Consider the following 22,350-nt stretch of genomic DNA (forward strand, 5'->3'; position numbering starts at 1 on the left):
CCAAAACAATTTCTGTTTTGGGCTTTCTTATGATGTTTGGTGTCCAGCTGCTTCCAGCAGCAAATCAGCCAGGTGAACGGCTTTGACTTTACCGTTTAGTCCTTCACGTTCAATGCCTAGCTTCATCTGCAGCAGGCAGCCGGGATTTGCTGTCACAATGACGATCGCTTCGCTCGCTTTGACGGCAGCCATTTTACTGTCCAGTATTTTCATAGACATCTCAGCTTCCACGATGTTATAAATTCCCGCTGATCCGCAGCAGCTATCCGCTTTATCCATTTCTCTGAATTCGGTCCCCTTGATGCTTTGAAGAAGCTGGCGGGGCTCAAGCGACGTATGCATCACATTTCTTAGATGGCATGAATCTTGATAGGTAATGACCTGCGGCATCTCGAGCGCTAAGTCCATTTGATGAAAATCAAGTTCAACCAAAATGGACGAAAAATCTTTTAGTTTCTGAACAAATGCAGCAGACCGCTCCGACCACTCGGGGTCATCCTTCAGCAAATGATCATATTCAGTAAGAAAGGCTCCGCATCCCCCTGCGTTTGTAATGACAGCATCGACGTCTAACGCTTCGAAAGCAGCGATATTTTGTTTCGCGAGCTCTTTCCCCGCGTTTTTTTCCCCGCTGTGCCCATGCAGCGCCCCGCAGCAAGCCTGGTCAGGCGGGATGACAATGTCGCAGCCCGCCAGCTGCAGCAGCTTCAGTGTGGCATTGTTGGTCGGTAAAAACATGGTATCCATTAAGCAGCCCGAAAAAAAGGCGACCCGTTTTTTCATGGGGCCAATTGACGGTAGCAAACGCTTCCGATGCTTCATTTCTTTGTTTTTAGGAATATCAGGAAGAACGGCTTCCATCGTCCGCAAATGCTCAGGCAGGACGCGAAGCATACCGGTTTTGCGAACAGCGGTTTGCAGTCCAGACCGCTGATACAAACCGATAAGGCTTACAGCTGAGCGCATGCGGTTTTGATGCGGAAACAGCTCATGAAAAGCGGCTTTTCGCATGACACGAGCGCCGAGCGAGTGTTTTTTATTTTGGTGGATAATATCTCTGGCTTCCTCAAGCAGCTGTCCGTATTTCACGCCTGACGGGCATACAGGTTCACAGGCGCGACAGCCGAGGCAAAGTGACAGCGAACGCTCGACATCTTCATCTGGTTCAATCATACCGTCAGCTACAGCTTTCATTAAGGCGATGCGCCCGCGCGGAGAGTGAGTTTCCTGAAATCCCGATTCGATATAGGTTGGGCAAGAAGGAAGACAGAAGCCGCAGCGCATACAATTCAAAAGCTCGCCTTCATCCATGCGCTCTTTGAATTCATCTTGGATCTGGTTCATTTCTTTTTCTGTTGTCATCTTTTCGTCACCACACGTTTTCTGGCGTCTTTCGCGAACACTTTGCCCGGATTTAATATGTTCCGGGGATCAAATGCCGCTTTCATCGCTTTCATCGCGGCAATGCCTTCTTTTTTCAGCTTCATCTCCAAGTAAGGCGCTTTCATGGCCCCGACCCCGTGCTCTCCGGTTATCGTGCCGCCAAGTTCAATCGCTTTCTCAAAAATCTCGGCAAAAGCCTGTTCGACACGCTCCATCTCATCCTCATTTCTTATGTCTGTCGTGCATGTCGGGTGAAGGTTTCCATCTCCCGCGTGGCCGAAGGTGCAAATAGAAAGCCCGTATTTAGCGGCAATATCATTAATGGCTTTTACCATATTGGCGATTTCTGAGCGAGGAACGGTCGCGTCCTCTAAAATCGTCGTCGGCTTGAGGCGGGCAAGGGCAGAAAGTGCAGAACGCCGGGCTTCAGTCAGGGCAAATGCTTCCTCCTCGGTTTGGGCGGTCTGAACGGAAACGGCGTCGCCTTTTTTGCAGATCGCCTCAATCTTTTCCATATCCCGTGCAACGGTTTCAAGCGGTCCGTCTTGCTCAATTAACAGAACCGCCTTTGCATTTGTCGGAAGTCCGATTTTAGCATAATCCTCAATGACTAAAAGTGTGGGCTGGTCGAGAAATTCAAGCGTGGCGGGTATGATTTTGGCGGCAATGATATCTGATACTGTTTGAGCAGCGGCATCGATATTTTCATAAAGGGCAAGCAGCGTCTTCTTCGTTTCCGGCTTTGGAACAAGTTTGACGATTGCCTCTGTCACAATGCCAAGTGTTCCTTCTGAACCGACAAAAAGACGTGTGAGATCGTATCCGGCCACATCCTTTGCGAGCTTTCCGCCGGTGCGGATGATGTCTCCATTTGCGAGCACCGCCTCCAGTCCAATGACATAGTCGCGGGTGACGCCGTATTTTAATCCGCGGAGCCCGCCGGAATTTTCATTGATGTTTCCGCCCATTGTTGATATTTTCATAGAACTCGGATCAGGCGGATAAAACAAACCTTTGCTTTCAACCGCGCGGGTCATATCTAATGTAATGACGCCCGGCTGGACTGTGGCGGTCAAATTTTCTTCATCAATCTCAAGAATCCGGTTCATATGCTTAAAGAGAAGAACAAGTCCGCCTTCAGTCGGGCACGTGCCGCCGCATAGGTTTGTCCCTGATCCTCTTGGAACGATCGGCACTCGATGACCGCTGCAAATCATTAAAATTCGTGATACTTCATTTGTACTCCTCGGAGCAATCACGGCATCAGGCATAGACTGAAACTGCGGCGTCGCATCATACGAATAGACGAGACGGCCGGCATTCGAGTCATCATAGTTTTCTTTGCCGACGATTTGGACCAGCTGTTCTTTTACATCTTTGGTGATCATTTCACCCATCCCCCTGTCAAAACGCTTTCAATCTATTGTAAAAGAAAAAAAGCAATGTTTTCTATGGAGGAACATACAAAAAATGAAACTAAAACACTCTCTATTTTATATCTTGATCTAAAAAATAGAGTGCAACATACATCGTGACGATATCCTCTGTGCAGTCAAAACGCAAACCCGTCAGCTGTTCAGCCTTAGACAAACGATAGCGCAATGTATTGATGTGAATATGCATGTCTTCAGCGGTTTGTTTTAAAGACAAATCGTGATGAAAGAAAGTCCGTATCGTATTCATAAGCTCATGATGCTGAAGCGCCTCTTGGAATACTCTTTGCGGAAATTCATTTCGGGTGCCCTGGCTGATCTCCGTCAGGCACATATCAAGCTTCAGATCCTCTTCGAATATGGGTGTTTTTCGCTTAAGGCTGACAGCCAGCGCTTTTTCAGCCTGCCCGTAGGAGTCTGTCAGGCTGGAGCTTGCGACAGCCCTTCCGGCGCCAACTGCAACACGGCTGTTTGCAGTATGAACAAATGAACAAATGTGAAGGAGCTGCCGCAAAAGCCGATCCCTTTGTTCATGCTTTGGCACTTCGTGATTAATCAGAATCCGTTCATTTCCCCACCTGATGAACAAATCAGAAGAGTACGCGGATTTCCAGATATGTTCCATTTGCTCAATGTCATAAGATGACCACTCATATCCTTGAATGAGAATCATTTGGCGCCGGGAGGAAAGATCAACACCGAGAAGCTGGGCTTTCTCAAGAAAACCGGGAGACCACTCTTTTAATTGCAGCCAATCGACCGTAAAGGACTCCAGCATTCTCTCCCGCCACTGGGATTGCTCTAAATGCCGCGATTCCTTAATGAACAGCTCTGTCATTTTTCGAAGCAGCTCCCCGTAAGGCTGAATCTCAGCAGGCTCACCTGTAAGCCCGAAGACGGCGATTACATCCCGGTCGGAAAATACAGGAAGATTCAGGCCTGCCTTTACTCCTTTTAATTTTTTTTCATCTTCTACTGTAATAATGACATTCCGTTTCTCTTTTGCGCAGATGAGCGCTCCTTCATGAAACCGTCCCACACGCTCATCATTTGTGCTTGCCATAATGAGTCCGTCTGTATTCACAATAATGACTTCACGTTCATACATTTTCTTAACTTCAGCAATAATTTTTTTCGCTAATAACGGCTGTAGAAACATGGCGATCCCCCTCATCATGTTTTTATTATATAAGAAAAAAACCGGGCGCTGTCACCCGGTTTCATCTCTCTTATTGGGCGGGTTTTAATCCGCCTTCAAGCGTTTTTAGCATTTCGTTTTTCTCACTTTCGGATGCGTGCTGCCAAATGACTTCGAATAAAACGCCGAGCCCCGGAAGCATTTTTTCTTCACCGCTTTGAATCGCATCCACAATTGTATGCTCAAGCTGATCCTGATTATTGCCGGTAACATTGGCAATGACGGCATGACGTAAATTAAGATCCATGTGAAACGCTCCTTTTTCTAAAATGTGATACGCATATTCTAACCCTGCACCTGGTTTATTATGTGCTGTTCTTGCGATATAATAACATCATGTTAAAAAAAGGAGAGCCACACAGACAGTGAAACAAATAGAATCGGCAAAAAACCAAAAAGTGAAGGATTGGAAAAAGCTTCACACAAAAAAAGAACGGACAAAAACGAATACATTCCTCATAGAGGGAGAACATCTTGTTGAAGAGGCGCTGAAGAGCGAGGGCACGGTGAAAGAAATTCTTGTAAAGGATGAAACGAAAATTCCGTCAGCTCTTGATGTGAGCATCCAGTGCTATGTGCTGAGTGAAGATGCGTTTGCAGCTGTTACTGAAACAGAAACGCCGCAGCAGATTGTCGCTGTGTGCCATATGCCTGATGAAAAACTGGGGTTGCCTCAGCGTGTGCTGCTGATTGATGCTGTTCAAGATCCGGGAAACCTCGGAACAATGATTCGGACGGCTGATGCGGCCGGTTTAGATGCGGTTGTGCTTGGTGACGGCACGGCAGACGCATTTAACGGCAAAACGCTTCGATCCGCGCAAGGGTCTCATTTTCATATTCCTGTTATAAGAAGAAATCTGCATACATACGTGGATGAGTTGAAGGCAAAGGGCGTAAAAGTGTACGGCACAGCGCTGCAAAACGGGGCGCCTTACCGGGAAATACATCAGTCTGAATCCTTCGCGCTTCTTGTAGGAAATGAAGGAGCAGGGGTCGATGCCGCCCTGCTGGAAAAAACGGACTTGAACCTGTACGTGCCGCTTTATGGACAAGCTGAATCACTGAACGTTGCGATTGCGGCTGCCATCCTTGTGTACCACTTGCGAGGATAGTGTTGCGCCAAGCGATGGATTTATCTATAATAGAACATAATATTTGAAAAACCGTGACAGAGGACCTCAATTTCTGATCAACTGCTTTCCAGGGAGAAAATGCCGCTGACTGAGAGCATTTTTAAACGCAGCCGGAAATGGGCTTCACCTCTTGAGTTGTCGCCGGGACCGCGTACACTGCGCGTAAAGGTGAACCGGAATCTGATTCCGTTATGTCAATGAAGCTGACGACAGCATCAGTCTGTCTGAAATAAGGGTGGTACCGCGGCCACAACTCGTCCCTTGTATAAGGGGCGGGTTTTTTTGTTTTCCAAAGACATATGACGGTTTGTTTACATAAAAGGAGGATGCAAAATGGAAGAAAAGCTGAAACAGCTGGAACAAGAAGCTTTAGAACAAGTAGAAGCGGCAAGCTCATTAAAGGTTGTCAATGATATTCGGGTGCAATATCTCGGAAAAAAAGGGCCGATCACAGAAGTGCTGCGCGGAATGGGCAAACTTTCTGCTGAGGAACGTCCGAAAATGGGCGCGCTCGCGAACGAAGTAAGAGAGCGTATCGCCAATGCGATTGCTGTCAAAAACGAGAAGCTTGAAGAAGAGGAAATGAAGCAGAAGCTCGCAGGACAGACAATCGACGTCACGCTGCCGGGCAACCCTGTCGCAGTCGGCGGCCGCCATCCGCTCACTGTTGTCATAGAAGAAATAGAAGATTTATTTATCGGCATGGGCTACACAGTCGAAGAAGGACCTGAGGTTGAAACGGATTACTACAACTTTGAATCGCTCAACCTTCCGAAAGAACACCCTGCGCGCGATATGCAGGACAGCTTTTACATCACAGAGGAAATGCTGATGAGAACGCAAACGTCTCCTGTGCAAACACGGACGATGGAAAAGCATGAAGGCAAAGGGCCGGTTAAAATCATTTGTCCGGGTAAAGTATACCGCCGTGATAATGATGATGCGACGCACTCCCACCAATTTATGCAAATTGAAGGGCTTGTCGTTGACAAAAACATCAGCATGAGTGATTTAAAAGGAACGCTTGAACTCGTTGCGAAAAAAATGTTCGGGCAAGACCGTGAAATCAGACTCCGCCCAAGCTTCTTCCCGTTTACTGAGCCTTCAGTAGAAGTGGACGTGACATGCTTTAAATGCGGAGGAAACGGCTGCTCAGTCTGTAAAGGAACTGGCTGGATCGAAATCCTCGGCGCCGGCATGGTTCACCCGAACGTGCTGAGAATGGCTGGCTTTGATCCGAAGGAATATCAGGGCTTCGCATTCGGAATGGGGGTTGAGCGCATCGCGATGCTGAAATACGGCATTGATGATATCCGCCACTTCTATACAAACGATGTCAGATTTATTTCGCAGTTTAAACAGGCGTAAGAGGAGGATGCTAGGATGTTTGTTTCTTATAAATGGTTAGAGGATTATGTTGATATAAAAGGCATGGACCCGGCTGTTCTTGCTGAGAAAATTACAAGAGCCGGTATTGAGGTTGAAGGAATTGAATACAAAGGAGAAGGCGTCAAAGGCGTTGTCATCGGCCATGTGCTGGAGCGCGAGCAGCATCCGAATGCTGATAAGCTGAATAAGTGCCTTGTGGATATCGGAGCGGAAGCACCTGTACAGATCATTTGCGGCGCGCCGAATGTCGATAAAGGACAAAAAGTCGCAGTTGCAACAGTCGGAGCGATGCTGCCGGGAAATTTCAAAATCAAAAAAGCAAAGCTTCGCGGTGAAGAATCTAACGGCATGATCTGTTCTTTGCAGGAGCTTGGTATTGAAAGCAAACTTGTGGCACAGGAGTATGCTGAAGGCATTTTCGTATTCCCGAATGACGCACAAACAGGAAGCGATGCCTTAGCGGCGTTACAGCTTGATGATGCGATTCTTGAGCTTGGTTTAACGCCAAACCGCGCGGATGCAATGAACATGCTTGGTGTTGCTTACGAGGTTGCGGCAATTTTAGACACAGAGGTAAAACTTCCGCAAACGGATTATCCGGCTGCTGCAGAACAAGCGTCTGATTACATCGCTGTCAAAGTCGAAGATCAAGAAGAGAACCCGATGTACACTGCAAAAATCATTAAAAACGTCACGATTGCTCCGTCACCGCTTTGGATGCAGACGAAGCTGATGAACGCAGGCATTCGCCCGCACAACAACGTCGTTGACATCACAAACTTTGTCCTGCTTGAATACGGCCAGCCGCTTCACGCGTTTGATTATGACAAATTCGGGTCCAAGGAAGTCGTAGTAAGAAAAGCAGCTGAAAATGAAACAATCGTAACCCTTGATGATCAAGAACGTAAGCTGTCTGCTGATCACCTTGTCATTACAAACGGAACGAAAGCGCAGGCCGTTGCCGGTGTGATGGGAGGAGCAGAGTCAGAGGTTCAGGAAGATACAAAAACGATTTTGCTTGAGGCTGCGTATTTCAACGGACAGACGGTTCGCAAGGCTTCCAAAGACCTTGGATTGAGAAGTGAATCAAGCGTAAGATTTGAAAAAGGCATTGATCCTGCGCGCGTACGTCTTGCGGCAGAACGGGCTGCACAGCTGATCCATTTATATGCCGGCGGTGAAGTGCTCGCTGGAACGGTTGAGGAAGATCATCTGACAATCGAAGCAAATAACATTCACATATCAGCCGACAAAGTGAGCAGCGTTCTCGGCATGACAATCAGCAAAGAAGAACTGATCAGCATTTACAACCGTCTGGGCTTTACTGTCGGTGAAGCGAATGAACTGCTCGTTGTGACAGTTCCATCACGTCGCGGCGACATTAAAATCGAAGAGGATTTAATCGAAGAAGCGGCAAGACTGTACGGCTACGATAACATTCCTTCTGCGCTTCCTGAGACAGAGGGAACAACAGGCGGGTTAACGCCATATCAAGTAAAACGCCGTAAAGTCAGACGTTTCCTTGAAGGAGCGGGCTTATCACAAGCCATCACTTACTCACTGACAAATGAGAAGAAAGCGGCAGCGTTTGCGATTGAAAAATCATTGAACACTGTGCTTGCGCTTCCGATGAGTGAAGAAAGAAGCATTCTCAGACACAGCCTTGTTCCGAATCTGCTTGACTCTGTTTCTTATAACTTGGCGAGACAGACTGACTCAGTCGCGCTGTACGAAGTCGGCTCCGTTTTCCTGACAAAAGAAGAGGACACAAAACCTGTTGAAACAGAACGCGTGGCGGGAGCTGTTACCGGATTATGGCGCAGGCATCTGTGGCAAGGCGAGAAAAAACCGGTTGATTTCTTCGTCGTCAAAGGAATTGTGGAAGGACTGTTAGACAAACTGAACGTCCTGGACTGCATTGAATTTGTTCAATCTGAACGCAAACAGCTGCACCCGGGCAGAACAGCGAACATTCTATTGAATGGTTCTCTTATCGGCTTCATCGGCCAAGTCCATCCTTCATTGGAAAAAGAACTTGATATCAAAGAGACATACGTCTTTGAGCTTGATCTACATGCGCTGCTTGCAGCGGAAACAGCGCCGCTTATCTACACAGCGATTCCAAAATATCCGTCTGTGACACGTGATATCGCGCTTGTCACAGAAAAATCCGTCACAAGCGGCCAGCTCGAGAGCGTCATTAAAGAGGCTGGCGGCAAGCTTCTGAAAGACGTATCCGTCTTTGATGTATACGAAGGCGAGCATATGGAGGAAGGGAAAAAGTCAGTCGCTTTCTCACTCCAATATGTAAATCCTGAACAAACGCTGACAGAAGAAGAAGTGACAAAGGCGCACAGCAAAGTGCTGAAAGCGTTGGAAGACACGTATCAGGCTGTTTTGAGAGGCTAATAAAAAGCTTGCAGATTTCTCTGCAAGCTTTTTTCTATGAACGTTTTTTATCAGCAAGGCGCTGCGCTTTCTGTGTATTGGCAAAATGGAATTTTGTAAAGGTTCTGAGAGCGGGTGCCCCTTTTTTGAGGATCAGCTTGGCAGCCGCTTCATCGACATGCGGACCGGCCCCTTTTGGAAGTGTCATTCCTGCCTCGCGTGACAGTTTATCCATTTCCATTAAAAACGAATATCTCGCAATGATGGAAGCGGCTGCAACTGACAAGTGAATGCCTTCAGCCTTCGTGCTGAAATAGGTCCGCTCCTTCACAATGTCTCTGCCCTTTAAATGATTGAAGTAGACACCGGGCTCAGCAAATTGGTCAATCAAAATGGCTTCTGGCTTTACCCCGTCCATTTTTCTTAACAAATGGGTGATGGCTTGATTGTGCAGCAAAGCTTTCATTTTCCCTTGGCTCATCCCTTTTTCCTGCATGCTGTTGTACTTTTCATTCTTTAACACCAGCAGGCTGTACGGAATGGTTTTGATTAGATTTCGGGCGATCTCAATGATTTGCGGATCCTTTAAGTCTTTTGAATCCTTAACACCGAGTTCCTTCATTAAAGGGAGCATTGTTTTGTCAATGTACGCGCAAACAACCGTCATCGGGCCAAAGTAATCTCCGGTTCCCACCTCGTCAGAGCCGATAACAGACATCCCGGCGATATTTGCCGGAGGGGCATAACGGGGATCGGCCGGCTTTTTGGCCGTTTTCTTCTTTTCCTGCGGCTCCGCTGTTCCCCAGCGCGCGGATTCTGCCGCTGCGTTTTTGCCTTGAAACAAGACCTTGCCGGATTGATATGCTGTAATGGTACAGCCTGGCGGTTTCGCCTGAAAAACGGCTCCCTGCGGAACAGAGGCAGTAAGCGAACCGCTGTACGTCATTTTCATTTGATTAATCGCAGACAATGATACTTTTATCACAGAATGGGACACGTAATAATCTCCTTTTTTTACACTTTTCGCTGTATCTACCAGTGTATCATAACAGCGGGAGGCTCGTCTTTCCATTCATTTAATAAACGTGTTATGATAAGTACTAGGATTCTCACGGAATGGAGGAGAAACGTTGTCTGACGGCAAAAAAACAAAAACAACCGTTGACATTTACGGCCAGCACTTCACGATGATCGGTGAAGAAAGCAAAGCCCATATGAGGTATGTCGCCGGAATTGTTGATGATAAAATGAGAGAAATCAATAAACAAAATCCATACCTTGATATAAATAAACTTGCAGTGCTGACAGCGGTAAATGTGGTGCACGATTATGTCAAATTACAAGAGAAATATGAGGAACTGGAGCGTCAGCTTAAAGAAAAGGATTGAACAACTATGCTGGATATCATCATCTTAATCTTGCTCCTGATGGGGACTTTACTGGGGTTAAAACGCGGTTTTATTCTGCAGTTTATCCGCCTGACGAGCTTTATTTTATCGATCGCCTTTGCGGCTTTATTCTATAAAAATGTGGCGCCGCATTTAAAGTGGATTCCTGCACCCGACTTCTCAGCAGGACAGCCGGCACTTTCTTTTTTTACGGGAAATTTGGAAGCGGCCTACTATAATGCGATTGCGTTTATCGTTTTATTTATCATCGCTAAAATCTTACTGAGAACCCTCGGGTCCTTTCTGAGTATTGTCGCCGGCATTCCGGTGATCAAACAAATTAACCAGGTGCTGGGCGCCGTTCTCGGTTTTCTAGAAGTCTATTTATTTACATTTGTGCTGCTGTATGTCGCATCCGTGCTTCCGGTAGATGCTTTACAGCAAATGATGGGGCAATCGTCTCTCGCAAATGTGATCATTAACCATACACCGTATTTGTCAGGGCTCCTGCAAGAGCTGTGGACACAGTACGGGGCATAAAAAACTTCTCTTGTCCGGAGAAGTTTTTTTCGAGTATGATGGAAACATATGTGAACGTCTGGGGGTTATTTTATGCATAAAAAAGATATTATCAGGCTGCTTGAAACCATTGCAGTCTACATGGAACTCAAAGGGGACAATCCGTTTAAAATATCTGCCTTCCGAAAAGCAGCGGCAGCCCTGGAACAGGACGACCGCAGTTTATCAGAAATGGACGATATGATGTCGCTGTCCGGCATCGGAAAAGGAACGTACAGCGTCATTAAAGAGTATATAGATGAGGGAAAGTCAAGCACGCTCGAATCGCTGCAGAAAGAAGTGCCGGAAGGGCTCGTGCCTTTATTGAAACTGCCGGGGCTCGGCGGCAAAAAAATCGCAAAGCTGTATAAGGAGCTCGGCGTACATGATGCAGAATCTCTGAAGGAAGCCTGTGAACAGCAAAAAGTACAAGGCCTTGCGGGTTTTGGCAAAAAATCAGAAGAAAAAATATTACAGGCGCTCGGAGAAGCCGGAAAACAGCCTGAACGGTTCCCGATCGGCTACGCCCTCCGGATTGCCCGGGATATTGAAGAGCATCTTGGTCAATTTACGGATATCATCAAATTTTCTCGTGCCGGAAGTCTCCGCAGAGCCCGGGAAACGGTGAAGGATCTGGATTATATTATTGCCACAGATCATCCGGCTGAAATAAGGGAGCAGCTTCTTGCACTGCCAAACATCAAAAGCGTCATTGCGAGCGGAGATACGAAGGTATCTGTCATCCTTTCTTTTGAATATGAGACAAGCGTAGATTTCCGCCTTGTGACGGAAGAGCAGTTTCCGACAACACTCCATCATTTTACGGGATCAAAAGATCACAATATTAAGATGCGCCAGATCGCTAAAGAACGAGGCGAGCGGATCAGTGAATACGGCGTCGAGACAGTTGAAACCGGAGCCATTAAAACATTTCCTAGTGAACGTGAATTTTATGCGCATTTCGGCCTGCCGCTGATTCCGCCGGAGCTCCGTGAAAGCGGGCAAGAAGTGGAAACCTACAGCGACAGCATTGAACTGATAGAGCCCGAGCAAATCAAAGGAGATCTCCACATGCACTCAACGTGGAGCGATGGCGCGTTTTCGATCAGAGAGATGGCTGAAGCATGCATGAAAAAGGGCTATCAATACATGGCTATCACTGATCACTCGCAATATTTAAAGGTCGCCAACGGACTGACTGCAGAAAGGCTTAAGCAGCAGGCAAAAGAAATTGACACGCTTAATGCGGAATTCGAGAATTTCCGGATCTTGAAGGGTGTCGAGATGGATATCCTGCCTGACGGTACACTCGATTATGATGACGACGTACTGGCGGAAATGGATATTGTCATTGCATCGATTCATTCCAGCTTTAATCAGCCGGAACACGTCATTATGAAACGTCTTGAGACGGCACTGGCCAACAAGCATGTTGACATTATCGCACATCCGACCGGACGCCTGATCGGCAGACGGGCCGGTTACGAAATCGATATTGACAAGCTGATTGAGCTAGCGAAGAAAACAAATACGGCGCTTGAGCTTAACGCCAACCCTGCGCGCCTCGATCTGCGCACAGAGCATTTAATCAAAGCAAACGAACAAGGGGTTACATTGGTGATTAATACCGATGCCCATAATAGTGAGATGTTAGACGATATGAAAATCGGCGTTACTGCCGCGCGCAAAGGATGGACGGAAACGAAAAACGTTCTGAATGCCCGGTCGCTTGAAGACGTAGAGGCATTCCTGAAGCGCAACGATTAAGTAAGGAGGCTCACACAATCGTGCAGCAAAAAGTATTATCATCACTTGAATTTCATAAAGTGAAAGAACAGGTTATTGAGCACGCCGCATCATCGCTCGGAAAAGAAATGCTTCTCCAGCTTAAGCCTTCTGCTTCTATAGACGAAATCAAAAAACAGCTGGATGAAGTAGATGAAGCTTCTGCCATTATCCGGCTAAGAGGCCGGGCGCCATTTGGCGGCCTTGTTGATATCAGAGGAGCGTTAAGACGGGCGGAAATCGGCAGCGTACTCAGTCCCTCAGAATTCACTGAAATCTCAGGCCTGCTTTACGCAGTTAAACAAATGAAACATTTTATCAGCCAAATGGCTGAAGATGGCGTCGACATCCCGCTGATTCATCAGCATGCTGAACAGCTTATTACGCTGTCGGATTTAGAGCGGGACATTAATTCCTGCATCGATGATCACGGAGAAGTGCTTGATCATGCGTCAGAAACATTAAGAGGAATCCGGACACAGCTCAGAACACTCGAATCGAGAATCAGAGACCGATTAGAGTCAATGCTGCGCTCCTCTTCCGCTTCAAAAATGCTGTCCGATACGATCGTTACGATCCGGAATGACCGTTTTGTTATTCCGGTCAAACAAGAGTACAGATCGAGCTACGGAGGAATCGTGCACGACACCTCTTCCTCAGGCGCGACGTTGTTCATTGAACCGCAGGCGATTGTAGATATGAACAACTCGCTTCAGCAGGCGAAAGTGAAAGAAAAGCAAGAAATTGAACGGATCTTACGCGTGCTGACAGAGCATACGGCGGAGCATACAGAAGAACTCTTTCAAGATTTGCAAGTGCTGCAGACGCTTGATTTTATCTTTGCAAAAGCAAGATACTCAAAAGCGGTCAAAGCGACAAAACCGATCATGAACGACAGCGGCTTTGTCCGTTTGAAAAAAGCCCGCCACCCATTACTTCCGGCTGATCAGGTTGTTGCCAATGACATCGAGCTTGGCGGTGATTTTTCAACCATTGTCATTACAGGGCCAAACACCGGGGGTAAGACAGTAACCCTCAAAACGTTAGGGCTATTAACCTTGATGGCGCAATCCGGTCTGCATATCCCGGCAGATGAAGGATCAGAAGCGGCGGTATTTGAGAATGTATTCGCTGATATCGGTGATGAACAGTCGATTGAGCAAAGCTTAAGTACGTTCTCATCCCATATGGTGAACATTGTCGGCATTTTAGAGCAGGTCAATGAAAACAGCCTGGTGCTCTTCGATGAACTGGGCGCAGGGACAGACCCTCAAGAAGGGGCGGCCCTCGCCATGAGCATCCTGGATGACGTGCATCGCACTAATGCTAGAGTGTTAGCCACGACGCATTATCCGGAATTGAAGGCGTACGGCTATAACAGAGAAGGCGTCATGAACGCCAGCGTCGAATTTGACATCGAAACGCTATCACCGACTTATAAACTTTTAATTGGTGTGCCGGGACGAAGCAACGCCTTCGAAATTTCAAAACGCCTTGGACTTCCAGCTCATATTATCGGGCAGGCGAAGTCAGAAATGACAGCCGAGCATAACGAAGTCGATACGATGATTGCGTCGCTCGAACATAGCAAAAAACGCGCTGAAGAAGAGCTATCTGAGACAGAATCAATCAGAAAAGAAGCAGAAAAGCTGCATAAAGAGCTCCAGCAGCAAATCATCGAGCTCAACAGCAAAAAAGACAAAATGCTCGAGGAGGCTGAACAGCAAGCGGCTGAAAAAGTAAAAGCTGCAACGGAAGAAGCCGAAGACATTATTCATGAATTGCGCTCAATCAAAGAAGAACACAAATCCTTCAAGGATCACGAGCTGATCAACGCGAAGAAAAGGTTAGAAGGCGCAGTTCCTACTTTTGAAAAGTCCAAAAAACCAGAAAAACCGAAAACGCAAAAACGTGATTTCAAGCCTGGTGATGAGGTGAAAGTCCTCACCTTCGGGCAAAAAGGAACACTGCTCGAAAAAACCGGCGGCAATGAATGGAATGTTCAAATCGGCATATTAAAAATGAAAGTAAAAGAAAAAGATTTGGAGTTTATCAAATCAGCTCCGGAACCAAAAATAGAAAAAATCATTACGGCGGTCAAGGGGAAGGATTACCACGTATCGCTTGAACTTGATCTTCGGGGTGAACGCTATGAAAATGCCCTTAGCCGTGTTGAAAAATACTTGGATGATGCAGTGTTAGCCGGATATCCAAGAGTGTCAATTATCCACGGAAAAGGAACCGGCGCTTTGAGAAAAGGCGTGCAGGATCTTCTGAAAAACCACCGCAGCGTCAAAAGCTCCCGTTTCGGTGAAGCAGGTGAGGGAGGATCAGGCGTTACGGTTGTTGAACTAAAATAAAAGGGAGTATGGCCATGAGTGATTTTTGGGAAAACGAGCTTGTGGAAATCGCGGCGTATTACAGTGTCGCGGTTCTCTGCCTCGTCCTCTTTTTGACTGTGTTTGAACTGGTGACGGCTTATAAAAACTGGGAAGAAATTCAAAAAGGAAATCTTGCGGTGGCAATGGCGACCGGCGGAAAAATTTTGGGGATCGCAAACGTATTTCAGCATTCCATCTCCCAGCACAATTCTCTGCTGCAAATGATCGGCTGGGGCGTGTACGGGTTTGTTATGCTTCTGCTCAGCTACTTTATTTTTGAGTTTTTGACTCCGCGGTTTAAAATTGATAAAGAAATTGAAAATGATAACCGGGCTGTCGGTTTTATTTCATTTGTCATTTCTGTCGGGCTTTCATTTGTGGTGGCAGCCGGAATATAAGGGGACGGAGAATCGATGGAAAAGCTTGCAAAGGTACTGCTCGCCGCGGCGGGAATCTTTTTGTTAATCGGTCTTATATATCTGTTCGTATCATGAGAAAAAGAAAGATTTACCTTTCTTTTTCTTTTTTTTGCCGTCCATCTGCTATAATGATAGGGTGGAACTCTAAAACCGAAAGGGGAGGTTTTATGCAGTCTCAAAAGCCGTGGCTTGCCGAGTATCCTGACAATATCCCGCATGAGCTTCCGTTACCGAACCAAACCCTGCAATCCATCCTGACAGACTCCGCCGCACGATTCCCTGACAAAACCGCCGTATCTTTTTATGGAAAAAAACTCACCTTTCATGACATTCTGACGGATGCGCTTAAACTCGCAGCTTTTTTACAGTCCAATGGCCTGCAAAAAGGAGACAGAGTGGCTGTCATGCTGCCCAATTGCCCGCAATCAGTCATTTCTTATTATGGCGTCTTGTTTGCCGGCGGTATCGTGGTCCAGACGAATCCGCTCTATACCGAGCGCGAGCTTGAATACCAGCTGAGAGATGCTAAGGCAAGCGTGATCATCACCTTAGATTTGCTTTTTCCGAAGGCGATAAAAATGAAAACGTTATCAATAGTGGATCAGATTTTAGTAACCAGCATAAAAGACTATTTGCCTTTTCCGAAAAATATTCTTTATCCACTGACGCAAAAACAAAAAGTACAAATTGATTTTGACAAAAAAGATCACATTCACACGTTCGCCTCCAGCGTGAAACAGGAAAAAATGGAGCTCCTGACAATCCCAAAGATCGAGCCTGAGCATGATATCGCTGTTCTCCAGTATACCGGAGGAACAACGGGGGCTCCAAAAGGGGTCATGCTCACGCACCGGAATATCTTGGCCAATACCGAAATGTGCGCGGCTTGGATGTACGATGTAAAGGAAGGTGCTGAAAAAGTGCTTGCCATCGTACCGTTTTTTCACGTTTACGGACTGACGGCAGTGATGAATTATTCGATGAAGCAAGGCTTCGAAATGATTCTTCTTCCTAAGTTCGACCCGCTCGAAACGCTTAAAATCATCGACAAACAAAAACCGACGCTCTTTCCAGGCGCACCGACGATTTACATTGGCCTTTTGCATCACCCCGAATTACAGCAATATGATCTGTCATCCATTAAAAGCTGTCTTAGCGGATCAGCCGCACTCCCTGTTGAGGTAAAGCAGAAATTTGAAAAGGTGACTGAGGGAAAGCTTGTGGAAGGCTATGGTTTGTCTGAGGCATCCCCTGTGACGCATGCCAATTTTATCTGGGGGAAGAACAAGCCGGGCAGTATCGGCTGTCCTTGGCCGAGTACGGACGCCGCGATCTATTCTGAAGAGACGGGTGAGCTTGCCGCTCCGTATGAGCATGGAGAAATCATTGTAAAAGGTCCGCAGGTCATGAAAGGATATTGGAACAAACCGGAGGAAACCGCCGCTGTACTGAGAGATGGATGGCTGTTCACCGGAGACATGGGCTATATGGATGAAGAGGGCTTTTTCTATATTGCCGACAGGAAGAAGGACATCATCATCGCCGGCGGCTATAATATTTACCCGCGTGAAGTAGAAGAAGCGCTTTATGAACATGAAGCCGTCCGGGAAATTGTCGTTGCAGGTGTGCCGGATTCCTACAGAGGGGAAACAGTAAAAGCATTTGTCGTGTTGAAGAAAGACGCAAAAGCCGATGCAGAAGAACTGGACGCTTTTGCCAGATCCCGCCTCGCTCCCTACAAGGTGCCGAAGGCCTATGAATTCAGAAAAGAGCTGCCGAAAACGGCGGTAGGAAAAATTTTAAGAAGGCGTTTACTTGAAGAAGATGCCGAAAATCATCATATCAATAACTCATGACATAAGAAAAAGAGAACACCTATGAATAAACTTGACAAAGTCGAAAATCCTCCTTATCATGAAATTATGAATGAATAGTCATTCATTTCAATAGGAAGGAACGATGAACTTTGAAGCAAAAACGGCCAAAGTATATGCAGATTATTGATGCAGCAGTAGAAGTCATTGCGGAAAACGGCTACCACCAGTCACAGGTATCCAAAATCGCCAAACAAGCCGGAGTAGCGGACGGCACCATCTATCTCTATTTCAAAAACAAAGAAGACATTTTAATTTCTCTTTTTAAAGAAAAAATGGGCCAATTTATTGAGCGGATGGAAGAGGACATAAAAGACAAGGAGACAGCCAAAGAGAAATTAGCGCTTGTGATTTCAAAGCATTTTTCCCTTTTGGCGGATGACCATAATCTCGCGATTGTCACTCAGCTTGAGCTCCGCCAGTCCAACTTGGAGCTGCGCCAGAAGATCAATGAAATATTAAAGGGCTACTTAACTATTTTAGAGGGCATTTTGACGGAAGGCATACAATCAGGCGAATTAAAAAACGGCCTCGATGTCCGCCTCGCCCGGCAGATGATTTTTGGAACGATTGACGAAACCGTGACAACTTGGGTTATGAATGACCAAAAGTACGATATAGCTGCCTTATCAGACAGCGTTTTAGAATTGTTGGTGTCCGGAATTCACAATAAGTAAAGGAGTTCTGTCCTATGAATGCAATATCACTGGCAGTTGATCAATTTGTGGCAGTTTTGACGATTCACAATCCGCCGGCAAATGCGCTTTCCAGCCGGATTTTAGAAGAGCTCTCCTCCTGTCTAGATCAGTGTGAGACAGATGCAGGCGTACGAAGCATTATCATTCACGGTGAGGGAAGATTTTTCTCAGCGGGCGCTGATATTAAAGAATTTACATCGCTAAAAGGCAATGAGGATTCCTCACAGCTGGCTGAGCGCGGCCAGCAGCTGATGGAAAGAATTGAAGGCTTCTCTAAACCGATTATCGCAGCGATTCACGGTGCGGCACTTGGCGGCGGTCTTGAGCTTGCGATGGCGTGTCATATCAGAATCGCCGCAGAAGATGCCAAGCTGGGGCTCCCGGAACTTAACCTCGGTATCATTCCGGGTTTTGCGGGAACACAGCGTCTTCCGAGATATATAGGTATAGCCAAAGCATTAGAGCTCATTGGATCAGGAGAACCGATATCCGGAAAAGAAGCGCTTGATCTCGGACTTGTTTCAATTGGAGCAAAGGATGAAGCGGAAGTGCTTGAAAAAGCAAATGCGCTTGCCGCTAAGTTTGCGCAAAAAAGCCCGCAAACGCTGGCATCACTGCTTGAGCTTCTTTATTCAAACAAGGTGTATTCCTATGATGGCAGCTTAAAGCTTGAAGCAAAGCGGTTTGGAGAAGCATTTGAGTCAGAGGACGCCAAAGAAGGCATCCAGGCATTTCTCGAAAAAAGAAAGCCTCAGTTCAAAGGCGAATAAAAGGGGATATGATCATGAATCTATTTGTACTGATGAAACGGACGTTTGACACAGAAGAAAAAATCGTCATTGAAGCAGGAAAGATTCAGGATGACGGAGCGGAATGGATCATTAATCCATACGACGAGTACGCGATAGAAGAAGCCATCCAGCTGAAGGAAAAGCACGGCGGCACGATCACCGCCGTCACTGTCGGCGGTGAAGAAGCGGAAAAGGAATTGCGTACGGCGCTTGCCATGGGATGTGACCAAGCCGTTTTAATCAACATAGAAGATGATCTCGAAGAACCCGACCAATATTCCATTTCTCAAGTTTTATACCACTATATGAAGGATCAAGAGTTTGATTTAATTCTCGGCGGAAATGTTGCCATTGACGGAGGATCAGGACAAGTCGCGCCTCGGCTTGCCGAGCTGCTGGATATTCCGTGCATCACTACGATCACCAAACTCGAAATCAATGGCACTGATGCAGAAGCAGAAAGGGACGTCGAAGGGGATGTTGAGAAAATCAAAACCACACTTCCATTGCTTGTCACAGCTCAGCAGGGTTTAAACGAACCGCGTTACCCATCGCTTCCGGGAATCATGAAGGCCAAGAAAAAACCACTTGAAGAGCTAGAGCTTGATGATCTTGATCTTGACGAAGAGGATGCCGAACCAAAAATGAAAACCATTGAACGTTTTCTGCCGCCGAAAAAAGAAGCCGGGAAGCTTCTCCAAGGTGATCCTGCCGAACAGGCAAAAGAGCTCGTCTCATTGCTCCGCAGCGAAGCTAAAGTCATTTAAAGCTTAGACATTCAAAGAAACAGGGGGATGTTAGAATGGGAAAAAAAGTGATCGTACTCGGAGAAATTCGCGATGGAGAATTGCGGAATGTCACCTTTGAAGCATTAGCTGCAGGAAGAACCATTTCAGGCGATGGAGAAGTCATCGGTGTTCTCATCGGAGAAAATGTACAAAACATTGCACAGGAGCTTATCCATTACGGAGCGGATAAAGTTCTCACAGCCGAGGATCCGAAGTTGAAAGCCTATACGGCAGACGGATACAGCCAGGTCATGAGGGTCATTATTGACCAAGAAAAGCCCGATTCGGTCATATGCGGGCACACGGCAATGGGCAAGGACCTCTCACCAAAGCTTGCGGCCCGGCTGCAAACAAGCTTAATTTCTGATGCTACAGATGTAAGCGTTACCGGAGAAAATGTCGTATTCACAAGGCCGATTTACTCGGGAAAAGCATTTGAACGTGTGATTTCAACCGATCCCATGATTTTTGCAACGATTCGTCCCAATAACATTCAAGCTTCAGAAATAGACGCCGGCAGGTCGGGGAGTATCGAAAGCGTTGATGTTTCTCTTACTGACCTCCGCACCGTTATCCAAGAGATCGTGAAAAAAACAGCGGACGGCGTTGATCTCTCCGAAGCCAAAATTATCGTTGCGGGCGGCCGCGGAGTCAAAAGCAAGGAAGGATTTCAGCCGCTGCAGGAGCTTGCCGAGGTGCTGGGAGCCGCAGTCGGAGCTTCTCGCGGAGCGTGCGACGCTGACTATTGCGATTACGCTCTCCAGATCGGACAGACCGGGAAAGTCGTCACCCCGGATTTGTACATCGCCTGCGGCATTTCCGGCGCCATCCAGCATTTAGCCGGCATGTCAAACAGCAAGGTCATTGTCGCCATCAATAAAGATCCTGAAGCCGATATTTTTAAAATAGCGGATTATGGCATCATAGGCGATTTATTTGAAGTGGTTCCATTATTAACTGAGGAATTCAAACAATTAAATATTCACTCGTAAAGGAAACCCCGGACTGCTGAAGTTCGGGGTTTTTATATGTTTAAATACGTACGTACAAATAAATATATAATGAAAAACAGTGTTGACATGTACGAACATATATAATATGGTTACTTTAAAAGCGCTTACATTCATGCTGACTCCTCAGGCAAAAGACAGATCACATATTTGACTGTGGTGCTTTTCATATTCGTATGAAAGGAATGATCAGGCATGTCTAAACATCAAGTAGTGATCCAGACAGATATTGTAAAAGGAACCATTAACAAAAATATATACGGTCATTTTGCGGAGCATTTAGGAAGAGGGATTTATGAGGGGATTTGGGTCGGATCGGACTCAAGCATTCCCAATATAAACGGAATACGAAAGGATGTGCTGGAAGCGCTCAAGCAGCTTCATATTCCCATCCTCAGATGGCCGGGCGGGTGTTTTGCGGACGAATACCATTGGGCAAACGGTGTCGGTGACCGAAAGACGATGCTTAACACGCACTGGGGCGGAACAGTTGAATCAAATGAATTCGGAACGCATGAATTTATGATGCTTTGCGAGCTGCTTGAATGCGAGCCTTATATTTGCGGCAATGTCGGAAGCGGAACCGTTCAGGAAATGGCGGAATGGATCGAGTATATGACGTTTGATGCAGGCACGCCGATGTCAGACTGGAGAATACAAAATGGAAGAGAGGAGCCCTGGAAGCTGAAATATTTCGGTGTGGGCAATGAAAACTGGGGTTGCGGCGGAAACATGCACCCTGAATACTATGCTGATCTGTACCGGCGTTTTCAAACCTATGTCCGCAATTACAGCGGCAATGAAATCTATAAAATTGCAGGCGGTGCAAATGTAGATGACTTTAATTGGACGGACGTGCTCATGAAAAAAGCCGCCGGCCTGATGGACGGATTGAGCCTTCATTATTACACGATTCCAGGTGATTTCTGGAAGGGCAAAGGATCAGCGACAGAATTCACGGAGGATGAATGGTTCATTACGATGAAAAAAGCCAAATACATCGATGAATTGATTCAAAAACACGGTACAATTATGGACCGGTACGACCCGGAGCAGCGGGTCGGGCTGATTATTGACGAATGGGGCACGTGGTTTGATCCTGAGCCAGGCACGAACCCTGGATTCCTTTATCAGCAAAACACCATTCGTGATGCACTGGTCGCGGCTTCTCATTTCCACATTTTCCATCAGCATTGCCGCAGGGTGCAAATGACCAACATCGCCCAAACGGTAAACGTTCTTCAAGCGATGATTTTGACTGAGGGAGAGCGGATGCTTTTGACACCGACGTACCATGTATTTGATATGTTCAAGGTACACCAGAATGCTTCTCTTTTAGACACTGAAACAATCTCTGCTGACTATGAATGGAAGGGGGAAACGCTGCCGCAAATCAGTATTTCAGCATCGAAACATGCGGAAGGTGATATCAATATCACGATTTGCAACATCGACCATCAAAACAAAGCGGAGGCCGAAATTGAGCTGAGAGGTCTTAACAAGGCTGCGGACCATTCCGGAGTCATTCTCACGGCAGAAAAAATGAATGCGCATAACACGTTTGACGATCCTCATCACGTCAAACCGAAATCTTTCAGCCGATATACCCTCAACAAAAACAAACTGAAAGTAAAACTGCCGCCCATGTCGGTCGTCTTACTCACGCTGCGTGCGGATTCTTAATCGCGCAAGAGCGCCGGAGCTTCATGCCGGCGCTCTTTTTCAGGTTTTAAA

At 46.7% G+C, this 22,350-nt stretch carries 19 protein-coding genes and 1 pseudogene; 14 read left to right on the forward strand and 6 right to left on the reverse strand.

All coding sequences use genetic code 11. The features are described 5' to 3' along the window. Window positions 1-27: 27 nt before the first annotated feature. The 4 genes from ACMX2I_RS07080 to sspI all read right to left on the reverse strand — a co-directional run bounded on the left by ACMX2I_RS07080 (window position 28) and on the right by sspI (window position 4,261). Window positions 28-1,362, reverse strand: a complete 1,335-nt coding sequence (locus ACMX2I_RS07080) for a (Fe-S)-binding protein (RefSeq protein WP_414956559.1) — start codon at window positions 1,360-1,362, stop codon at window positions 28-30. Beyond that, window positions 1,359-2,771, reverse strand: coding sequence for a glycolate oxidase subunit GlcD (gene glcD, locus ACMX2I_RS07085; RefSeq protein ID WP_414956560.1), 1,413 nt, complete (start codon window positions 2,769-2,771; stop codon window positions 1,359-1,361). The genes ACMX2I_RS07080 and glcD overlap by 4 nt, the downstream gene beginning before the upstream one ends. A 100-nt stretch (window positions 2,772-2,871) precedes the next feature. After that, entirely contained in the window at window positions 2,872-3,975 is a 1,104-nt protein-coding gene (locus tag ACMX2I_RS07090) for a CdaR family transcriptional regulator (protein WP_414956561.1), read from the reverse strand. A 70-nt stretch (window positions 3,976-4,045) separates the two neighbouring features. Then, window positions 4,046-4,261 carry a small acid-soluble spore protein SspI gene (gene sspI / locus ACMX2I_RS07095; RefSeq protein WP_148962284.1) on the reverse strand — a complete coding sequence of 72 codons (216 nt, stop codon included), beginning with the start codon at window positions 4,259-4,261 and terminating at the stop codon, window positions 4,046-4,048. A gap of 118 nt (window positions 4,262-4,379) precedes the next feature. On the opposite strand from sspI, the gene ACMX2I_RS07100 reads away from it, so the two are divergent. After that, window positions 4,380-5,126, forward strand: coding sequence for a TrmH family RNA methyltransferase (locus ACMX2I_RS07100; protein ID WP_414956562.1), 747 nt, complete (start codon window positions 4,380-4,382; stop codon window positions 5,124-5,126). 66 nt (window positions 5,127-5,192) lie between these two features. Here the strand turns inward: ACMX2I_RS07100 and ACMX2I_RS07105 are convergent. Further along, window positions 5,193-5,400, reverse strand: a pseudogene (locus ACMX2I_RS07105) (hypothetical protein). 80 nt (window positions 5,401-5,480) lie between these two features. Between ACMX2I_RS07105 and pheS the strand changes: the two are divergent. Together pheS and pheT are read left to right on the forward strand one after the other, a co-directional pair. Then, window positions 5,481-6,515: a phenylalanine--tRNA ligase subunit alpha gene (gene pheS, locus ACMX2I_RS07110; RefSeq protein WP_394715779.1), complete on the forward strand. Its 1,035-nt coding sequence runs from the start codon at window positions 5,481-5,483 to the stop codon at window positions 6,513-6,515. 15 nt (window positions 6,516-6,530) lie between these two features. After that, window positions 6,531-8,945 carry a phenylalanine--tRNA ligase subunit beta gene (pheT, locus tag ACMX2I_RS07115; RefSeq protein WP_414956563.1) on the forward strand — a complete coding sequence of 805 codons (2,415 nt, stop codon included), beginning with the start codon at window positions 6,531-6,533 and terminating at the stop codon, window positions 8,943-8,945. Window positions 8,946-8,979: 34 nt separating this feature from the next. Here the strand turns inward: pheT and rnhC are convergent, their stop codons facing one another. Next, entirely contained in the window at window positions 8,980-9,921 is a 942-nt protein-coding gene (gene rnhC / locus ACMX2I_RS07120; protein ID WP_414956565.1) for a ribonuclease HIII, read from the reverse strand. Window positions 9,922-10,054: 133 nt separating this feature from the next. Here rnhC and zapA point away from each other — a divergent pair, with 133 nt between their 5' ends. From zapA to abfB, 11 genes are all read left to right on the forward strand, one after another. Then, entirely contained in the window at window positions 10,055-10,312 is a 258-nt protein-coding gene (gene zapA, locus ACMX2I_RS07125) for a cell division protein ZapA (protein ID WP_087992374.1), read from the forward strand. Between the two features lie 6 nt (window positions 10,313-10,318). Next, on the forward strand, window positions 10,319-10,852 hold the full coding sequence (locus tag ACMX2I_RS07130) for a CvpA family protein (protein WP_087992373.1): 534 nt from the start codon (window positions 10,319-10,321) through the stop codon (window positions 10,850-10,852). Window positions 10,853-10,924: 72 nt separating this feature from the next. Beyond that, window positions 10,925-12,637, forward strand: a complete 1,713-nt coding sequence (gene polX, locus ACMX2I_RS07135; protein WP_414956566.1) for a DNA polymerase/3'-5' exonuclease PolX — start codon at window positions 10,925-10,927, stop codon at window positions 12,635-12,637. A gap of 20 nt (window positions 12,638-12,657) precedes the next feature. Next, complete coding sequence (locus ACMX2I_RS07140) at window positions 12,658-15,015, forward strand: endonuclease MutS2 (RefSeq protein WP_414956567.1); 2,358 nt, start codon at window positions 12,658-12,660, stop codon at window positions 15,013-15,015. A gap of 14 nt (window positions 15,016-15,029) precedes the next feature. Next, window positions 15,030-15,434 (forward strand): DUF350 domain-containing protein, encoded by a 405-nt coding sequence (locus tag ACMX2I_RS07145; RefSeq protein ID WP_003222485.1) that lies wholly within the window; start codon window positions 15,030-15,032, stop codon window positions 15,432-15,434. Window positions 15,435-15,622: 188 nt separating this feature from the next. Next, window positions 15,623-17,311: a long-chain-fatty-acid--CoA ligase LcfA gene (gene lcfA / locus ACMX2I_RS07150; protein ID WP_414956568.1), complete on the forward strand. Its 1,689-nt coding sequence runs from the start codon at window positions 15,623-15,625 to the stop codon at window positions 17,309-17,311. A 110-nt stretch (window positions 17,312-17,421) separates the two neighbouring features. Then, complete coding sequence (fadR, locus tag ACMX2I_RS07155; protein WP_087992368.1) at window positions 17,422-18,006, forward strand: fatty acid metabolism transcriptional regulator FadR; 585 nt, start codon at window positions 17,422-17,424, stop codon at window positions 18,004-18,006. A gap of 14 nt (window positions 18,007-18,020) precedes the next feature. Further along, entirely contained in the window at window positions 18,021-18,797 is a 777-nt protein-coding gene (locus ACMX2I_RS07160; protein ID WP_394715787.1) for an enoyl-CoA hydratase, read from the forward strand. Between the two features lie 14 nt (window positions 18,798-18,811). Continuing rightward, a complete protein-coding gene (gene etfB, locus ACMX2I_RS07165) occupies window positions 18,812-19,585 on the forward strand; it encodes an electron transfer flavoprotein subunit beta (RefSeq protein WP_148962274.1) in 774 nt (257 codons plus the stop codon). Window positions 19,586-19,620: 35 nt separating this feature from the next. Then, window positions 19,621-20,598 (forward strand): electron transfer flavoprotein subunit alpha, encoded by a 978-nt coding sequence (gene etfA / locus ACMX2I_RS07170; RefSeq protein ID WP_087992365.1) that lies wholly within the window; start codon window positions 19,621-19,623, stop codon window positions 20,596-20,598. Window positions 20,599-20,811: 213 nt separating this feature from the next. Further along, window positions 20,812-22,299, forward strand: coding sequence for an alpha-L-arabinofuranosidase AbfB (abfB, locus tag ACMX2I_RS07175; RefSeq protein ID WP_414956569.1), 1,488 nt, complete (start codon window positions 20,812-20,814; stop codon window positions 22,297-22,299). Window positions 22,300-22,350: the final 51 nt, after the last annotated feature.

This window comes from Bacillus sp. SW14, from assembly GCF_047608225.1.
GTDB classification, from domain to species: domain Bacteria; phylum Bacillota; class Bacilli; order Bacillales; family Bacillaceae; genus Bacillus; species Bacillus subtilis_G.